The organism is Streptomyces sp. NBC_01296, from assembly GCF_035984415.1.
In the GTDB taxonomy this organism is placed as follows: domain Bacteria; phylum Actinomycetota; class Actinomycetes; order Streptomycetales; family Streptomycetaceae; genus Streptomyces.
Genome location: NZ_CP130720.1, coordinates 6,835,031 through 6,849,716, shown reverse-complemented (window position 1 = coordinate 6,849,716; position 14,686 = coordinate 6,835,031). Strand labels below are relative to the sequence as shown.

General features: G+C 71.6%; 14 protein-coding genes. 8 read left to right on the top strand and 6 right to left on the bottom strand.

Annotation, left to right across the window (positions count from 1 at the left end):
• Positions 1-3: 3 nt before the first annotated feature.
• Positions 4-435: a DUF948 domain-containing protein gene (locus OG299_RS31260; RefSeq protein ID WP_266631053.1), complete on the bottom strand. Its 432-nt coding sequence runs from the start codon at positions 433-435 to the stop codon at positions 4-6.
• A gap of 147 nt (positions 436-582) precedes the next feature.
• Here OG299_RS31260 and OG299_RS31255 point away from each other — a divergent pair, with 147 nt between their 5' ends.
• Positions 583-2,802: an ATP-binding protein gene (locus OG299_RS31255; protein ID WP_327363268.1), complete on the top strand. Its 2,220-nt coding sequence runs from the start codon at positions 583-585 to the stop codon at positions 2,800-2,802.
• A 27-nt stretch (positions 2,803-2,829) separates the two neighbouring features.
• On the opposite strand, the gene rpsD is transcribed toward OG299_RS31255, so the two are convergent.
• Positions 2,830-3,441, bottom strand: a complete 612-nt coding sequence (gene rpsD, locus OG299_RS31250; RefSeq protein ID WP_030294564.1) for a 30S ribosomal protein S4 — start codon at positions 3,439-3,441, stop codon at positions 2,830-2,832.
• 295 nt (positions 3,442-3,736) lie between these two features.
• Here rpsD and OG299_RS31245 point away from each other — a divergent pair, with 295 nt between their 5' ends.
• On the top strand, positions 3,737-4,399 hold the full coding sequence (locus tag OG299_RS31245; RefSeq protein ID WP_406511830.1) for a DUF2470 domain-containing protein: 663 nt from the start codon (positions 3,737-3,739) through the stop codon (positions 4,397-4,399).
• A 69-nt stretch (positions 4,400-4,468) separates the two neighbouring features.
• Here OG299_RS31245 and OG299_RS31240 read toward each other — a convergent pair whose 3' ends face one another.
• Together OG299_RS31240 and OG299_RS31235 are read right to left on the bottom strand one after the other, a co-directional pair.
• Positions 4,469-5,821, bottom strand: a complete 1,353-nt coding sequence (locus tag OG299_RS31240; protein WP_266631046.1) for a replication-associated recombination protein A — start codon at positions 5,819-5,821, stop codon at positions 4,469-4,471.
• A gap of 63 nt (positions 5,822-5,884) precedes the next feature.
• Positions 5,885-6,499 carry a vitamin K epoxide reductase family protein gene (locus tag OG299_RS31235; RefSeq protein WP_327363267.1) on the bottom strand — a complete coding sequence of 205 codons (615 nt, stop codon included), beginning with the start codon at positions 6,497-6,499 and terminating at the stop codon, positions 5,885-5,887.
• 136 nt (positions 6,500-6,635) lie between these two features.
• Between OG299_RS31235 and OG299_RS31230 the strand changes: the two genes are divergently transcribed.
• The 4 genes from OG299_RS31230 to OG299_RS31215 are packed head-to-tail and all read left to right on the top strand — an operon-like array spanning position 6,636 to position 10,204.
• A complete protein-coding gene (locus OG299_RS31230; RefSeq protein WP_266631042.1) occupies positions 6,636-7,517 on the top strand; it encodes an ABC transporter ATP-binding protein in 882 nt (293 codons plus the stop codon).
• Positions 7,514-8,368, top strand: a complete 855-nt coding sequence (locus tag OG299_RS31225) for an ABC transporter permease (protein ID WP_327363266.1) — start codon at positions 7,514-7,516, stop codon at positions 8,366-8,368. Before OG299_RS31230 ends, OG299_RS31225 begins: the two co-directional genes overlap by 4 nt.
• Complete coding sequence (locus OG299_RS31220) at positions 8,326-9,564, top strand: sensor histidine kinase (protein WP_266631038.1); 1,239 nt, start codon at positions 8,326-8,328, stop codon at positions 9,562-9,564. Before OG299_RS31225 ends, OG299_RS31220 begins: the two co-directional genes overlap by 43 nt.
• A 13-nt stretch (positions 9,565-9,577) precedes the next feature.
• A complete protein-coding gene (locus tag OG299_RS31215; RefSeq protein ID WP_327363265.1) occupies positions 9,578-10,204 on the top strand; it encodes a response regulator in 627 nt (208 codons plus the stop codon).
• Positions 10,205-10,323: 119 nt separating this feature from the next.
• Here the strand turns inward: OG299_RS31215 and hisS are convergent, their stop codons facing one another.
• Together hisS and OG299_RS31205 are read right to left on the bottom strand one after the other, a co-directional pair.
• Entirely contained in the window at positions 10,324-11,583 is a 1,260-nt protein-coding gene (gene hisS / locus OG299_RS31210) for a histidine--tRNA ligase (protein WP_327363263.1), read from the bottom strand.
• 10 nt (positions 11,584-11,593) lie between these two features.
• The gene (locus OG299_RS31205) at positions 11,594-12,304 is read right to left on the bottom strand and encodes an MBL fold metallo-hydrolase (protein WP_327363262.1); all 711 of its coding nucleotides are present in this window, start codon (positions 12,302-12,304) and stop codon (positions 11,594-11,596) included.
• A gap of 163 nt (positions 12,305-12,467) precedes the next feature.
• Here OG299_RS31205 and OG299_RS31200 point away from each other — a divergent pair, with 163 nt between their 5' ends.
• Positions 12,468-13,250, top strand: coding sequence for a peptidylprolyl isomerase (locus tag OG299_RS31200; protein ID WP_327363261.1), 783 nt, complete (start codon positions 12,468-12,470; stop codon positions 13,248-13,250).
• Between the two features lie 190 nt (positions 13,251-13,440).
• Positions 13,441-14,670 (top strand): DUF349 domain-containing protein, encoded by a 1,230-nt coding sequence (locus tag OG299_RS31195; protein ID WP_266631028.1) that lies wholly within the window; start codon positions 13,441-13,443, stop codon positions 14,668-14,670.
• Positions 14,671-14,686 lie beyond the last annotated feature (16 nt).

Here is a 14,686-nt window from a genome sequence, read left to right as displayed (position 1 = left end):
GTTTCAGCCCTTCTGCTTCCGGCGCCGGGGCGTCGGCACCGTACGGCCGACGATCACGGTGCGTCGGGACGCCTTCTGCGGCGCGTCTTCCGTGGATTTGCCCAGTGCCTTGCGGACCCCGTAGCCGAAGGCCGCGACCTTGACCAGCGGCCCGCCGAAGGTGGAGGCCACGGTGGAGGACAGCGCGGAGGCGTTCGAGGTGACTTCCTGGACGTCGCTCGCGATGGCGTCGACCCGGTCGAGCTGGGTGCGCGCGGAGCGGACGGTGGTGGAGGCGTCAGCCAGCAGCGGGACGGCCTGGTCGGTCACATCGGCCACCAGCTTGGTCGTCGCCTTGAGCACCTGGGCCAGCCTCACCAGCACCACGGCGAGGAAGGAGACCAGAATGGCCCAGAAGACGGCCACGAGGATCCCGGCCACCTCTCCACCGGACACGTTGCACCGCTCTCTGCCTGTTGATCACTACGTAGAAAAGTCGTTCTCCGACCCTATCGCGCCGGAGATCCACCGCCGTACCGGAATTCACGGTCCGGCGGACCCACCTTGTACGCAGCGCATTCGGACCAGTACCCTCCGTGTCCCATGCGACAGAGGCCCGTACGACAGAGGACCTGCGGCAATCTTCCCTCGGAGCTGAGCCGCTTCGTCGGGCGGGGTGCGGAACTCGCCGAGGTGGGGAGGCTGCTGGAGGCCTCCCGGCTGGTCACCGTGACCGGCGTCGGCGGGGTGGGCAAGTCCCGGCTGGCGCTGGCGGCGGCCCGGGATGCGGCCGAAGCGGCCGAGGCAGCCGGTGCTGCGAAGGAACGCTACTGCGACGGCGTATGGCTGGCCGAGCTGTCCTGCGTACGCGATCCGGCGCTGCTCGAACTCACGCTGGCGGAGTCGCTCGGGCTCACCGACCACACCACGCGGCCGCCCCGGAGGGTCCTGGCCGAGCACCTGGCCGAGCGGCAGCTGCTCCTGGTCCTGGACGGGTTCGAGCAGCTGGTCGACGAGACCGCCGAGCTGGTGCGGGAGCTGCTGCGCCGCTCCCCCGGCCTGCGGGTGCTGGCCGCCGGGCGGCGGCCGCTCGACCTCGACGGGGAGCAGGCCTTCCCGCTGGCCCCGCCGGGCCCCGAGGAGGCACTGGAGCTGCTGGCCGAGCGGGCGGCGGCCGCCGTTCCGGGCTTCGCGGTGACCGCGGCCAACCGGCCCGCACTGGTGGAGCTGTGCACCCGGCTCGACGGGATCCCGCTGGCGCTGGAGCTGGCGGCGGGGCGGCTGCGGGCGCTGTCGCCGGAGCAGGTGCTGACCCGGCTGGAGGACCGGTTCGCGCTGCTGACGGGCGGGGTGCGCGGGGCCCTGCCGCGGCACCGGGCGCTGCGTACGGCGATCGGCTGGAGCCATGAGCTGTGCACCGCGCAGGAGCGGCTGCTGTGGGCGCGGCTGTCGGTGTTCGCCGGGCACTTCGACCTCGATGCCGTCGAGTACGTGTGCGCGGGGGCGGACCTGCCGGTGGACTCGGTGCTGGACGTGCTCGGGGAGCTCCTCACCCAGTCGCTGCTGGCCCGGGAGGAGACGGCGGCCGGGGTGCGCTACCGGATGCTGGAGACCGTACGGGCGTACGGGTCGGGGTGGCTGGAGTCGTCGGGCGACGCCGGGCGGCTGCGGCGGCGCCACCGGGACTGGTACGTGGGGCTGGCGACCTGGTGCGAGCTGGACTGGTTCAGCCCGCGCCAGCAGGAGGTGGCCGCGCTGGTGGAGGCGGAGCTGCCGAATCTGCGGCTGGCGCTGGAGTGCTGTCTGGAGGATCCGGACGAGGCCCATCTGGGGCAGTACCTGGCGGGGACGCTGTGGTTCTACTGGGCCGGCTGCGGCCGGCTCACCGAGGGCCGGTACTGGCTGGACCGGACACTGGAACCCGGCCCGGCGGAGTCGGAGCACGCGGGGTCGCGGCTGAAGGCGCTGTGGGTGCTGGGCTACGTGGCGGCCCTGCAGGGCGATGCGGTGGCCTCGATGAGCGCCCTGTACGAGTGCCGGGACGGGGCGGCGCGGACCGGGAACCCGGTGGCGGCGGCGTACGCGGTGCACCGGCTGGGCTGCCTGGCGCTGGTCTCCGACGACATGGCGCGGGCCGGGGAGCTGCTGGGCTCGGCACTGGAGCAGTACCGGGACGCCGGGGAACTGAACAGCAACGTGCTGATGTGCCAGGTGGAGCTGGCGATGGCGCTGGCCTTCCAGGGGGATCTGGCGGGCGCGCTCTCGCTGTGCCGGGAGGTCCGGGACATCTGCGAGGAGCGCGGGGAGCGTTGGACGAAGGCGTACGCCCTGCACGTCCTCGCGTACGCGGCGCTGGACGCGGGGGCCACGGCCGAGGCCCGGCGGCTGCTGAGCGAGTGCGTGACGATCAACCACGCCTTCCGCGACCTGGTCGGGCTGGTGCTGGCGGTGGAGCTGCTGGCCCTGGTCACGGCGGCCGAGGGCCATCCGGCCGAGGCGGCCGTGCTCCAGGGCGCGGCGGAGCCGATGTGGGACGGGGTGGGCCTTCAGCTGTTCGGCTCGGGCTACTTCAACGCCCCGCGGCTGATGTGCCGGGAGCGGGCGGGCGAGCTGCTGGGGGCGGAGCGCTACGAGGCGTGCGCGCAGCACGGCCGGAGCCTGTCGGCGGAGGAGGCGGTCGAGCGGGCGCTGCGGGCGCCGGAGCCGGCGGTGGAACCGCTGGCGCGGCCGAGGGCCGGGGAAGCGTCGGGCACGGCGGGCGGTACGGGCCCGCGGAAAAACAGGAAGCCCGTCGGCTCCCCCAAGGGGGAACCGACGGGCTGACCAGCCTGTGAGGCTACGGCCGCTGGATCAGCGGGCGTAGTACTCGACGACGAGCTGCTCGTCGCAGATGACCGGGATTTCCTTGCGGTTCGGGTCGCGGTCCAGGCGGAAGGCCAGGGCCTTCAGGTTGACCTGCAGGTAGCGCGGGGTCTCGCCCTCGCCTGCGTAGCCACCCTCACGGGCAACCTGGAACGGAACCTTCTCGCGGCTGCGCTCGCGCACGGTGATGACGTCGTCCGGGCGGACACGGAACGACGGCTTGTCGACCTTGCCACCGTTGACCTCGATGTGGCCGTGAACGACCATCTGGCGAGCCTGGTAGATGGTGCGGGCGATGCCCGAACGCAGAACCAGGGCGTCGAGGCGACGCTCGAGCTCGACGACAAGCGCCTCGCCCGTCTTGCCTTCGGCCTTCTTGGCGCGGTCGTACGCGCGGGCCATCTGACGCTCGGAGATGTCGTACTGAGCGCGCAGACGCTGCTTCTCCAGCAGACGAACCTTGTAGTCCGAGTTCTGCTTGCGGCCACGGCCGTGCTCGCCCGGCGGGTAGGGGCGGGCCTCGAAGTACTTGACGGCCTTCGGGGTCAGCGCAATGCCGAGGGCACGCGACTTCTTGACCTTGGGTCGCTTCTGGTTCACGTGGAACCTACCTCCATGTAAGTTAGGTGAGGCTTACCTTAGCGAGGAGGACGTAATGTCTCGACCACATGGGATCCCCCTGCCCAGTGCGCATCGAAGTTCAGATCCAAACGAAACAGGATCTGCTTTCGACGACGGTAGGCAAGGTCAGCCGCGTCCCAGGGAAGGCGTTCGGCAGCTCACCGGAGCCGAACGCGTACGAACCCTCGTAGAGTCCAACGCCTCAGTATCCCTCACGCTGCCGGGTGCTGTTGACCAGCTGCGGTCTCTTGACCAGGCAGAGTTCGGGACAGGGATGCCGGCCGCGCGGACCGTCACCCCGGACGGGGACGTGATTCTCCTGGTGTCAGGGGAATCCGCGGCTGCCAGAGCAGCCGCTCACGCCCAGGACGACGACCTCACTGCCGTGATCGAGATCACGGATGTGGCGCCGGTGTCCGTGCCCCATCGTATCCGAGGCCGTGCGTGGCTCGCCGGGTGGCTGACGCAGGTGCGCGGGGACGACCGCGCGGCCTGCGCGGCGCTGCTGGCGGAGCGCCGGCCGGTGGGTGAACTCCTCGGTCTGCACGGCCGGCCGTCCTTCGTGATGCTGCGCCTGGAGGTCGGCGAGATCTCGGTGGACGACCTGTGGGGCGCGGAGCACGTGGACCCGGAGGACCTGGCCACGGCGGAGCCGGACCCGATGGTGAACCACGAGACCGAGCTCCTCCAGCACCTGGCCGCCGCGCACCGCGACCGGATCGCGGACCTGTGCGCGCTGCTGGGCCCGCGGGAGAGCGCCGCCGCGACCGCGGTCCCCCTGGCCCTGGACCGGCTGGGCCTGCGAGTCCGCTTCACGGGCGACGGCTCCTCCTTCGACGCCCGCTTCGACTTCCCGGCGCCGGTACGCGACGTCTGCGAGCTGCGCCGGGCGATGCACCACCTGTTCGCGGCGGCGGGCCACCAGGGGGTGTCTTAGTTCAGCCCCGCCGGCGTTTGAGGCGCGGGGGTCCGGGGCCGGACCCCGCCGGCGGCGCCGCAGACGGAATCAGGCACCGCCGCGGAGGCGTTCTCGGACCTTCTCCACCACGTCCGCGTACCGCGCTTCCGCGCCGTACCGCGTCGGCTCGTAGTACCGCTTCCCGTGCACCGCATCAGGGGCGTACTGCTGCGCAGCGATCGCGCCCGGCACGTCGTGCGGGTACACGTACCCCACCGCGTGGCCCAGCTTCGCCGCGCCCTTGTAGTGCCCGTCCCGCAGATGCGTCGGCACCGGGCCGGCCAGCCCCGCCCGGACATCCGCCAGCGCCGCGCCGATCGCGGTCGTCGCCGTGTTCGACTTCGGGGCCAGGGCCAGCGCGATCGTCGCGTGCGAGAGGGTCAGCGCCGCCTCCGGGAAACCGATCATCGCCACCGCCTGCGCCGCGGCCACCGCGAGCGGCAGGGCCGTCGGGTCCGCCAGCCCGATGTCCTCGCTCGCCGAGATCATCAGGCGGCGCGCGATGAACCGAGGGTCCTCCCCCGCCTCGATCATCCGCGCCAGATAGTGCAGCGCCGCGTCCACGTCCGATCCGCGGATCGACTTGATCAGCGCGCTCGCCACGTCGTAGTGCTGGTCCCCGTCCCGGTCGTACTTCACCGCCGCCCGGTCGACCGCCTCCTCCACCGTCCGGAGGCTGATCTCGGACTCCCCCTTGGCGATCGCCGAACCGGCACCCGCCTCCAGCGCCGTCAGCGCCCGCCGGGCGTCGCCGCCGGCGATCCGCAGCAGGTGCGCCTCCGCGTCCGCCGGAAGGGTCACCGCCCCGCCCAGGCCCCGCTCCTCCGTCAGCGCCCGCCGCATCAGCGCGCTCAGGTCCTCGTCCGTCAGCGGCTCCAGCGTGAGCAGCAGCGACCGCGACAGCAGCGGGGAGATGATCGAGAAGTACGGGTTCTCCGTGGTCGCGGCGATCAGCGTCACCCAGCGGTTCTCGACGGCCGGGAGCAGCGAGTCCTGCTGGGCCTTGCTGAAGCGGTGGATCTCGTCGAGGAAGAGGACTGTGTCCTTGCCGTACCCGCCGGCCGCCCGCTTGGCGCCCTCGATGACGGCGCGTACCTCTTTCACGCCCGCCGTGATCGCCGACAGCTCCACGAACCGCTTCTGCGTCGCCTGGCTCACCACGTACGCGAGGGTGGTCTTGCCGATGCCCGGCGGGCCCCACAGGATCACGGACGAGGCACCGGCCGGACCGCCCGCCCCGTCCCCGACCAGCCGCCGCAGCGGTGATCCGGGCTTCAGCAGGTGCTGCTGGCCGACGACCTCGTCCAGGGTGCGCGGGCGCATCCGGACGGCGAGCGGAGAGCTCGCCGGATCCTTCTCCCGGCGGTCTTCGGCAGCGGCGGTGAACAGGTCTGGTTCCACACAGGAAGCCTAAGCGAGCCCACCGACAGCCCACCGACAGCGGGCCGCGGGCCCGGGAGGCCCTCAGGAGGTCCAGAAGTCCCACCAGCGCGTCAGGATCAGCATGCCGATGATCCCGACGTGCAGGACCGGCAGCACCCAGGTGAACTCGTCGAGGAAGGAACGCAGCCAGCCCGGGGCGGGCAGCAGGCCCTCCCGCACGTTGTGCGCGGTGACGTACCAGAACATGAAGATCGTGGCGACCCACGCCAGCGAGCACCACAGGCACAGCGAGTTGATGTTGTACAGCGACTGGTACATCAGCCACATGCAGAAGCCGACGCCGAACAGCATGCCCGCGTTGAGGGTCAGCCAGTACCAGGGGCGGAAGCGGGCCCCGGCCAGCACGCTCATGCCGACGCAGACCACGATCCCGTACGCGACCAGCCCCAGCATCGGGTTCGGGAAGCCGAACGCGGACGCCTGCTCGCTCTTCATGATGTTGCCGCAGGAGACGATCGGGTTCAGGCTGCAGCCCGGCGTGAAGTTCGGGTCCTCGAGCAGCTTGAACTTGTCGATCGTGATCACCCAGGCCGCGAGCAGTCCCGCGGCGCCCGTGATCACCAGCAGCAGGGCGAGTGCCCGGCTGGCGCCGACCGTCCGCGGGGCGGTGTCTGCGTCCGTACCTCGTGTCGTCATACCGCCCGCTCCACATCTGCAAGGTCAACAAGCACCGGCCATTGTGCCGTACTGAGCCCGTGTCCACCGTTCGGTGGACATAAGGACGTACGCACGGGGGGACCGGTGGAGCGGGTTCCGCCACACCATTTGAGACATGACACGCAACGCGGTGGAAGTACGGGGGCTTCGCAAGCAGTACGGCGAAGTCACCGCAGTGGACGGACTCGATCTGACGATCCGGCAGGGCGAGGTCTTCGGCCTCCTCGGGCCCAACGGCGCCGGCAAGAGCACGACGGTGGAGATCCTGCAGGGCCACCGGGTACGGGACGGCGGCGAGGTCGCCGTGCTCGGCGCGGACCCGGCCACCGCCGGGCGGGCCTGGCGCTCGCGCGTCGGGATCGTCTGGCAGGACGAGTCGGCGCCCGCGGAACTGACGGTACGGGAGACGGTCGAGCACTTCGCCCGCTACTACCCGGCCCCGCGCGATCCGGCCGAAGTCATCGCCCTGGTAGGCCTGGAGCAGAAGCGCGAGCAGCGGGTGAAGGGCCTCTCGGGCGGCCAGCGGCGCCGGCTCGACGTGGCGCTGGGCGTCATCGGCGGTCCCGAGCTGCTGCTCCTCGACGAGCCGACCACCGGCTTCGACCCGGCGGCCCGCCGCCAGTTCTGGGACCTGATCCGGCTGCTCGCCGCCGAGGGCACCACCATCGTGCTCACCACGCACTACCTGGAGGAGGCCGAGGCCCTCGCCGACCGCCTCGCGGTCATCGCGAGCGGCAAGGTCGTCGCCGAGGGCGAACCGGCCGAGCTGCGCTCCCGCTTCGGAACCGGCGCCACCGTCGAGTGGACCGGGGCCGACGGCACCCCGCAGAGCGTCGCCACCGAGACCCCCACCCGTACGGTCGCCGAGCTCATGGCCCGCTTCGACGGGGAGATCCCGGGGCTGAAGATCGGCCGGCCCACCTTGGAGGACGTGTACCTGCGCCTCACGGGCCAGCTCGTACCCACGCCCGCACAGCAGCTGGAGGACGCACGATGAGCACCGCCACCACCGTGACGACCGGCGACCGGGCCGCCGCGGCCGCGAAGGCGCTGCCCGGCGCCTGGGCCCTGGGCCTGAGCCGCGGGGCCCTGGAGATCAGGCAGTTCGTGCGCCAGCGCGACGCGATGATCTTCACCTTCGCCTTCCCCATCGTCTTCCTCGCCCTCTTCGCCTCGATCTTCGGCGACAGCGTGGAGAACACCGGGGTCACCGCCTCCCAGCTGTACGCGGCCGGCATGGTCGCGGCGGGCATCATGTCCACCAGCTTCCAGTCGCTCGGCATCTCGATCGCCGTCGAACGGGACGAGAAGGTGCTGCGCCGGCTGCGCGGGACGCCGATGCCCCCGGCCGCGTACTTCCTCGGCAAGGTCTGGATGGTGCTGGCCACCGGACTCGCCGAGACCGCGATCCTGCTGCTCGTCGGCTCCACCCTGTTCGACCTCGACCTGCCGACGTCCGCCGCCAAGTGGCTCACCTTCGGCTGGATCTTCGTCCTCGGCCTGACCGGGTGCGCCCTGCTCGGCATCGCGATCAGCAGCCTGCCCAAATCCGGCAAGAGCGCCAGCTCGGTGGTCGTCCTGCCGTTCCTGATCCTGCAGTTCATCTCCGGCGTGTTCATCCCGGTCAACGCGATCCCGGACTGGCTGCTGAACATCGGCGCGCTCTTCCCGCTCAAGTGGATGTGCCAGGGTCTGCGCGGGGTGTTCCTGCCGGAGTCCGCGGCCGTCCTGGAGCAGGCGGGCAGCTGGGAGTACGGAAAGGTCGCCCTGGTCCTGGGGGCCTGGGTCGTCGGAGGATTGGTGCTGTGTCTGCTGACCTTCAAGTGGAAGAACCGCCGCGACGGCTGAACGGCTTCACCGGTACGGCCGGAGCCCGCGAATCCCACGTCTGGGACCGCGCGTTCGGGCCGTGGGACCTCTACTTCGGCGTCGTGTGGGCCGCGACCGTCGCCTTCGTCCTGGGCGCGGACTTCCCGGCGCTGTCGTACCGGGTCCCCGCCGCCGCCCTGCTCGCGCTGCTGATCCCCTGGTACGCGTGGGCCGGCCGGCCCCTGCTCCTGAAGGATCCGGGGGCCGAACCGCGGCTCTCCCTGCGCTACCTGGGCGTGATGCTGGCCCTCTTCCTGCCCGCCGCCTTCCTGGTGGGCGAGACCCGGCTGATCACCTTCGCGCTCGCCCCGCACTGCTTCATGCTGCTGCCCCTGCGCCGGGCGATCGGCGCGATGGCGGTGGTGTCGCTGCTGCCGGTGGCGGGCTGGGCACTGCTGTGGCGGCCGGAGGGCCACATCGTCTTCATCAACGCGGTCGGCTCGTTCGTCACCCTCGCCTTCTCCTCCTTCTTCGGCGCCTGGATCCTCCGGATCATCGAGCAGAGCCAGGAGCGGGCCTCGCTGATCTCCGAACTCGACGCCAGCCGGGAGGAGGTGGCCCGGCTCTCCGCCGCACAGGGCGCCCATGCCGAAAGGGAACGCATGTCCCGCGAGATCCACGACACCCTCGCCCAGGGCTTCACGAGTCTGCTGATGCTGGTCCAGGCGGTGCAGTCGGAGCTGGACACCGACCCGGAGCAGGCCCACCGGCACCTGGAGCTGATGGCCGCCACCGCCCGGCAGAACCTGGCCGAGGCCCGGGCCCTGGTCTCGGGCGGCGCCCCCGCCGACCTGGACGCCGGCTCGCTGCCGGACGCCGTACGCCGCCTCGCGGCCCGGCAGGACCCGCCTGCGGCGGTGTCGGTGACCGGGGAGGCCCGGCCGCTGGCCGCGGCGCTGGAGGTGGTGGCCCTGCGGTCCTGCCAGGAATCCCTGTCGAACGCGTCGAAGCACGCCGGGCCCCGGGCGCAGTGCTCGGTGTCCCTGGCCTACGGTGACTGCGAACTGACCGTCACGGTCCGGGACACCGGGCGGGGCTTCGACCCGGCGGCCCCCGCCTCGGGCCACGGCCTGCGGGGGCTGCGCGCCCGCGCGGCGGAGGTCGGCGCCGCCGCGGCGATCGACAGCGCGGCGCATGCCGGCACCACGGTGACCGTGACACTCCCGATCCGCTGAGGAGCCGTACGACATGATCCGCATCCTGCTGGCCGACGACCACCCGGTGGTACGGGAGGGCCTGCGCGGCATGCTCAGCGCGGAGCCGGACCTGGAGGTCGTCGCGGAGGCCGCGAACGGCCCGCAGGCGGAGGCGCTGGCCGCGCAGCTGGCCCCCGAGCTGGACCTGATCCTGATGGACCTGCGCATGCCGGGCGGTGACGGCGTCGAGTCCATCGCGCGGATCAGCGCGGCCGGGCTGCCGGTCCGGGTGGTGGTCCTGACGACGTACGAGAACGACCGGGACATCCTGCGCGCGGTGGAGGCGGGGGCGGCGGGCTACCTGCTGAAGGACATGGCGCGCGCGGAACTGGCCGAGGCCGTCCGCGCGGCGGTGCGGGGCGAGACGGTCCTGGCCCCGTCGGTGGCGGGCCGCCTGGTGGACCGCCTGCGCACCCGCCCGGAGCGCCCGCGCCTGTCGGACCGGGAGGTCGCGGTCCTCCGGCTGGTCGCGGAGGGTGCGACGAACGCGGAGATCGGCCGCCGCCTGTTCGTGGCGGAGTCGACGATCAAAACGCACTTGCTGCGGATCTTCGCGAAGCTCGAGGTCACGGACCGCACGGCTGCCGTGACGACGGCCATGCGCCACGACTTGCTCTGACGGTGTTTCCAGCCCCGCCGGCGCTTGAGGCGCGGGTCCCGTGAACGGGAGAAGGGCGGGGCGGGGAGCGGCTCCGCGCAGCGGAACGGTCCCGGCCCCGCCCCCAGGGGCGGCTTCCGTCAGGCCAGCTTGGTCCGGAGGACCCCGACCACGTCCGTCACGGCGACCGGGGACTGCTCCCCGGACTCCATGTCCTTCAGCTGGACCACGCCCTCGGCGAGGTCGCGGTCACCGGCGACGATCGCGAACCGCGCCCCGGAGCGGTTGGCGTCCTTCATCGCACCCTTGAGGCCCTTGCCCCCGTACGAGATGTCCGCCGCGACACCGGCCTTGCGGAGCTCCGTGACCAGCCCGAACAGCACCGGCTTCGCCTCGCCCAGCGCCACCGCGAACACCGACGTCGTCGGCGGGATGTCCAGTTCGACGCCCTCCGCTTCGAGCGCCAGCACCGTACGGTCCACGCCCAGCGCCCAGCCCACCGACGGCAGGGCAGGGCCGCCGATCATCTCGGACAGTCCGTCGTAGCGGCCGCCGCCGCCGACCGCGGACTGCGAGCCCAGACCGTCGTGGACGAACTCGAACGTGGTCCGCGTGTAGTAGTCGAGTCCGCGCACCAGCTTCTCGTCGTCCTCGAAGGCGACCCCGGCCGCCGTGATCAGCGCCCGCACCTCCTCGTGGTACGTCTTGCACGCGTCGCACAGGTAGTCCCGCAGCATCGGCGCGCCGACCAGCTGCTTCTGCACCTCGGCCCGCTTGTCGTCGAGGACGCGCAGCGGGTTGATCTCTGCCCGGCGGACGGTCTCCTCGTCCAGGTCCAGCCCGCGCAGGAAGCCCTGGAGCGCCTCGCGGTACACCGGGCGGCACTCCTTGTCGCCCAGCGAGTTCAGCAGGATCCGAAAGTTGCGCAGGCCGAGCGTGCGGTACGCCTGGTCGGCCAGGATGATCAGCTCGGCGTCCAGCGCCGGGTCCTCGGCGCCGATCGCCTCGGCGCCCACCTGCGAGAAGTGGCGGTAGCGGCCCTTCTGCGGGCGCTCGTAGCGGTAGTACGAGCCCGAGTACCAGAGCTTGACCGGCAGGCCGCCGGCCTTGTGCAGGTTCGCCTCCAGGGCCGCGCGCAGCACGGACGCGGTGCCCTCGGGACGCAGCGCGAGGTTGGCCCCGCCCTTCGTCGTGAGGGTGTACATCTCCTTGGTCACGATGTCGGTGGACTCGCCGACGCCGCGCGCGAACAGGTCGACGTCCTCGAAGCCCGGCGTCTCGACGTACCCGTAGCCGGACAGCCGCAGGGGGCCTGAGATGGCGTCGCGGACGGCCAGGTACTTCGCCGAGTACGGCGGGATCAGGTCGTACGTGCCCTTGGGGGCCTTGAAGGTGCTCACGAAACTCTCGTCACATTCCTCGTCGTGGAGCGGCGGTGCCGTCTCCGAGCCCGGCGGCGACTTCCCTCAGGTACGGGTTCGTCGCGCGCTCGCGGCCGATGGTGGTCTGGGGACCGTGACCGGACAGCACCACGGTCGAGTCGTCGAGCGGCAGGCACACGCGGGCCAGCGACTCGAGCATCTCGGCGTGGGAGCCGCCGGGCAGGTCGGTGCGTCCGATGGAGCCGGCGAACAGCAGGTCGCCCGAGAAGAAGACCGGCGGGATGTCGGCCAGCTCGGGCATCCGGAAGGTCACCGACCCCTTGGTATGCCCGGGCGCGTGCGCCACCGAGAAGTCCATGCCGGCCAGCTTCAGCCCGGCGCCGTCCGTCAGCTCGCGGACGTCGTCCGGCTCGCCCACGGTGAGCTCGCCCATCAGCGGCATCCCGATGGAGCGGCCCAGGGCCTTCTCCGGGTCGCTCATCATGTAGCGGTCCTCGGGGTGGATCCAGGCCGGTACGTCGTGTGCTCCGCACACCGGGACCACCGAGGCCACGTGGTCGATGTGGCCGTGGGTGAGGACGACCGCGACGGGCTTGAGCCGATGCTTCTTCAGCGTCTCCTCGACACCCTGGGTGGCCTGGTGGCCCGGGTCGATGATGACGCACTCCTCACCGGCGGCGGGGGCGACCACGTAACAGTTGGTCCCCCAGGCCCCGGCGGGGAACCCGGCAATCAGCACGTTCGTCCTCAATCGTCGTCCGGCGGGAGCTCCAGCAGCGGCCGAGATCGGAATGCTGCTGCTCAGAGCCTACCGGCGCCGCTCGTTACACAGCGAACCCATATACGGTACGGCCTAACCGAGCCCGGACAGCGGTGCCATACACGTACAAGGAGACGACCCGGTGGTCACGAGCGATCAGCGGCGGCGACAGCTCGCCAGGGAGAAGTACGAGCGCCAGCAGAAGCGCCGGGCCGAGGCCCGGCGGAAGTCGCGCCAGCGTGCGGCCGTGATCGGCGCGGCGGTGGCCGTGGTGGTCGCGACGCTGGTCGGCCTCGTGGTGGGCGGCGTCTTCGACAGGGACAAGAAGGACCAGGCGGCGGATCCGGCGGCGAACCCGTCGGCCTCGCCCTCGCCGAAGCAGTCGCCCTCGCCGGCGATGGCGATCGACAAGAACGCGAAGTACGCGTTCGACCTGAAGACCAGCGCGGGCGAGGTCAAGTTCGAGATGGACGCGGCGAAGACGCCGGAGACCGTCAACTCGTTCAAGTCGCTCGCGGACAAGGGCTTCTTCGACAACACCAAGTGCCACCGCCTCACCACGTCCGGGATCTTCGTACTCCAGTGCGGCGACCCGGAGGGCACGGGCATGGGCGGCCCCGGCTACACCATCGCGGACGAGAACCTCGACTCGCTGGGCAAGCCGAACGAGCAGGGCCAGGTGATCTACCCGGCGGGCACGGTGGCGATGGCCAATACCGGCCAGCCGCACAGCGGCGGCAGCCAGTTCTTCCTGGTCTACAAGGACAGCCCGCTGGCGCCTTCGTACACGCCGTTCGGCAAGATCGACGCGGCGGGCCTGAAGGCGCTCGAGGCGGTGGCCAAGGCCGGTACCGCCGACGGCGGCCAGGACGGGGCCCCCAAGACCCCGGTGACCATCGAGAAGGGCGCCGTCACCCGGAACTGACGGGCTCCGGCAGTCCCGGGACCGTCCGCTGTCCGCCCCCTGGGGCGATATTCCGTCGTGCGGGATGCGGACAGCCGGCCCGGCGGTCGCCTATGTTGGCGTTGTGCAGGGCGGGCGCTGCCCGCCCCAGGAAACTGTGGACGATGCCCAGGGGGTGAACCCCTCGCAGGCATCAGGTGGAGGAGGCGCTGTGAGCAGCGACCCGTGGGGCCGCGTCGACGAGACGGGCACCGTGTACGTGCGTACTGCCGAGGGCGAGAAGGTCGTCGGCTCTTGGCAGGCGGGCACCCCTGAGGAGGCCCTGGCCTACTTCGAGCGCAAGTACGAGGGCCTGGTGGTCGAGATCGGCCTCCTCGAACGGCGGGTGCGGACCACCGATCTGTCCGCCAAGGACGCGCAGACGGCCATCGACCACCTGCGCACGCAGGTGGAGGAGCACCACGCCGTGGGCGACCTCGACGCCCTGCGCGTCCGGCTGGACAAGCTGGTCGCGACCGTGGACTCGCGGCGCGAGGAGCGCAAGGTCCAGAAGGCCAAGCAGACGGACGAGGCCCGTGCGGCCAAGGACGCGCTGGTGGCCGAGGCCGAGCAGCTGGCGCAGAGCGACCAGTGGCGCAGTGCGGGCGAGCGGCTGCGGGCCCTGGTGGACACCTGGAAGGGTCTGCCGCGCCTCGACCGCAAGTCGGACGACGAGCTGTGGCACCGCTTCTCGCACGCCCGTTCCGCCTTCTCCAAGCGCCGCAAGGCGCACTTCGCCTCGCTCGACGCGCAGCGCGAGGACGCCCGCAAGGTCAAGGAGAAGCTGGTCGCGGAGGCCGAGTCGCTGTCGAAGTCGACCGACTGGGGTCCGACGGCCGCCCGCTACCGCGAGCTGATGGCGGACTGGAAGGCGGCGGGCCGGGCGCAGCGCGAGTCCGAGGACGACCTGTGGAACCGCTTCCGCGGTGCGCAGGACGTGTTCTTCGCGGCGCGGGGCGAGGTGTTCGCGGAGCGCGACGCCGAGCAGGTGGAGAACCTGAAGCTGAAGGAGGAGCTGGCCGACGAGGCCGAGAAGCTCGTACCCGTAACGGACCTGAAGGCGGCCCGGGCCGCGTTCCGCTCCCTCAACGAGCGCTGGGAGGGCATCGGCCACGTGCCGCGCGACGCCCGTCCGAAGGTCGAGGGCCGGATGCACGCGGTGGAGCGGGCCGTCCAGGAGGCCGAGGAGGGCGAGTGGCGTCGTACGAACCCGGAGGCGCGGGCCCGTGCGGCCGGTCTGACGGGTCAGCTGCAGGCAGCGGTCGACAAGCTGCGTGAGCAGATCGACGCGGCCCGTGCGGCGGGCAACAACGCGAAGGCCGACAAGCTCTCGCGCGAGCTGGAGGGCCGCCAGGCCCTGCTGGACCAGGCCCTGAAGGGCCTGGAGGAGTTCGGCGGCTAGTCAGGGCGCCTGTCCG

Coding starts and splice junctions, on each gene's coding strand:
- OG299_RS31235 (WP_327363267.1), bottom strand. CDS start 6,499: ATGACGACACGAGGTACGGACGCAGACACCGCCCCGCGGACGGTCGGC.
- OG299_RS31255 (WP_327363268.1), top strand. CDS start 583: ATGCGACAGAGGCCCGTACGACAGAGGACCTGCGGCAATCTTCCCTCG.
- OG299_RS31225 (WP_327363266.1), top strand. CDS start 7,514: ATGAGCACCGCCACCACCGTGACGACCGGCGACCGGGCCGCCGCGGCC.
- OG299_RS31230 (WP_266631042.1), top strand. CDS start 6,636: ATGACACGCAACGCGGTGGAAGTACGGGGGCTTCGCAAGCAGTACGGC.
- OG299_RS31245 (WP_406511830.1), top strand. CDS start 3,737: ATGCCGGCCGCGCGGACCGTCACCCCGGACGGGGACGTGATTCTCCTG.
- OG299_RS31215 (WP_327363265.1), top strand. CDS start 9,578: ATGATCCGCATCCTGCTGGCCGACGACCACCCGGTGGTACGGGAGGGC.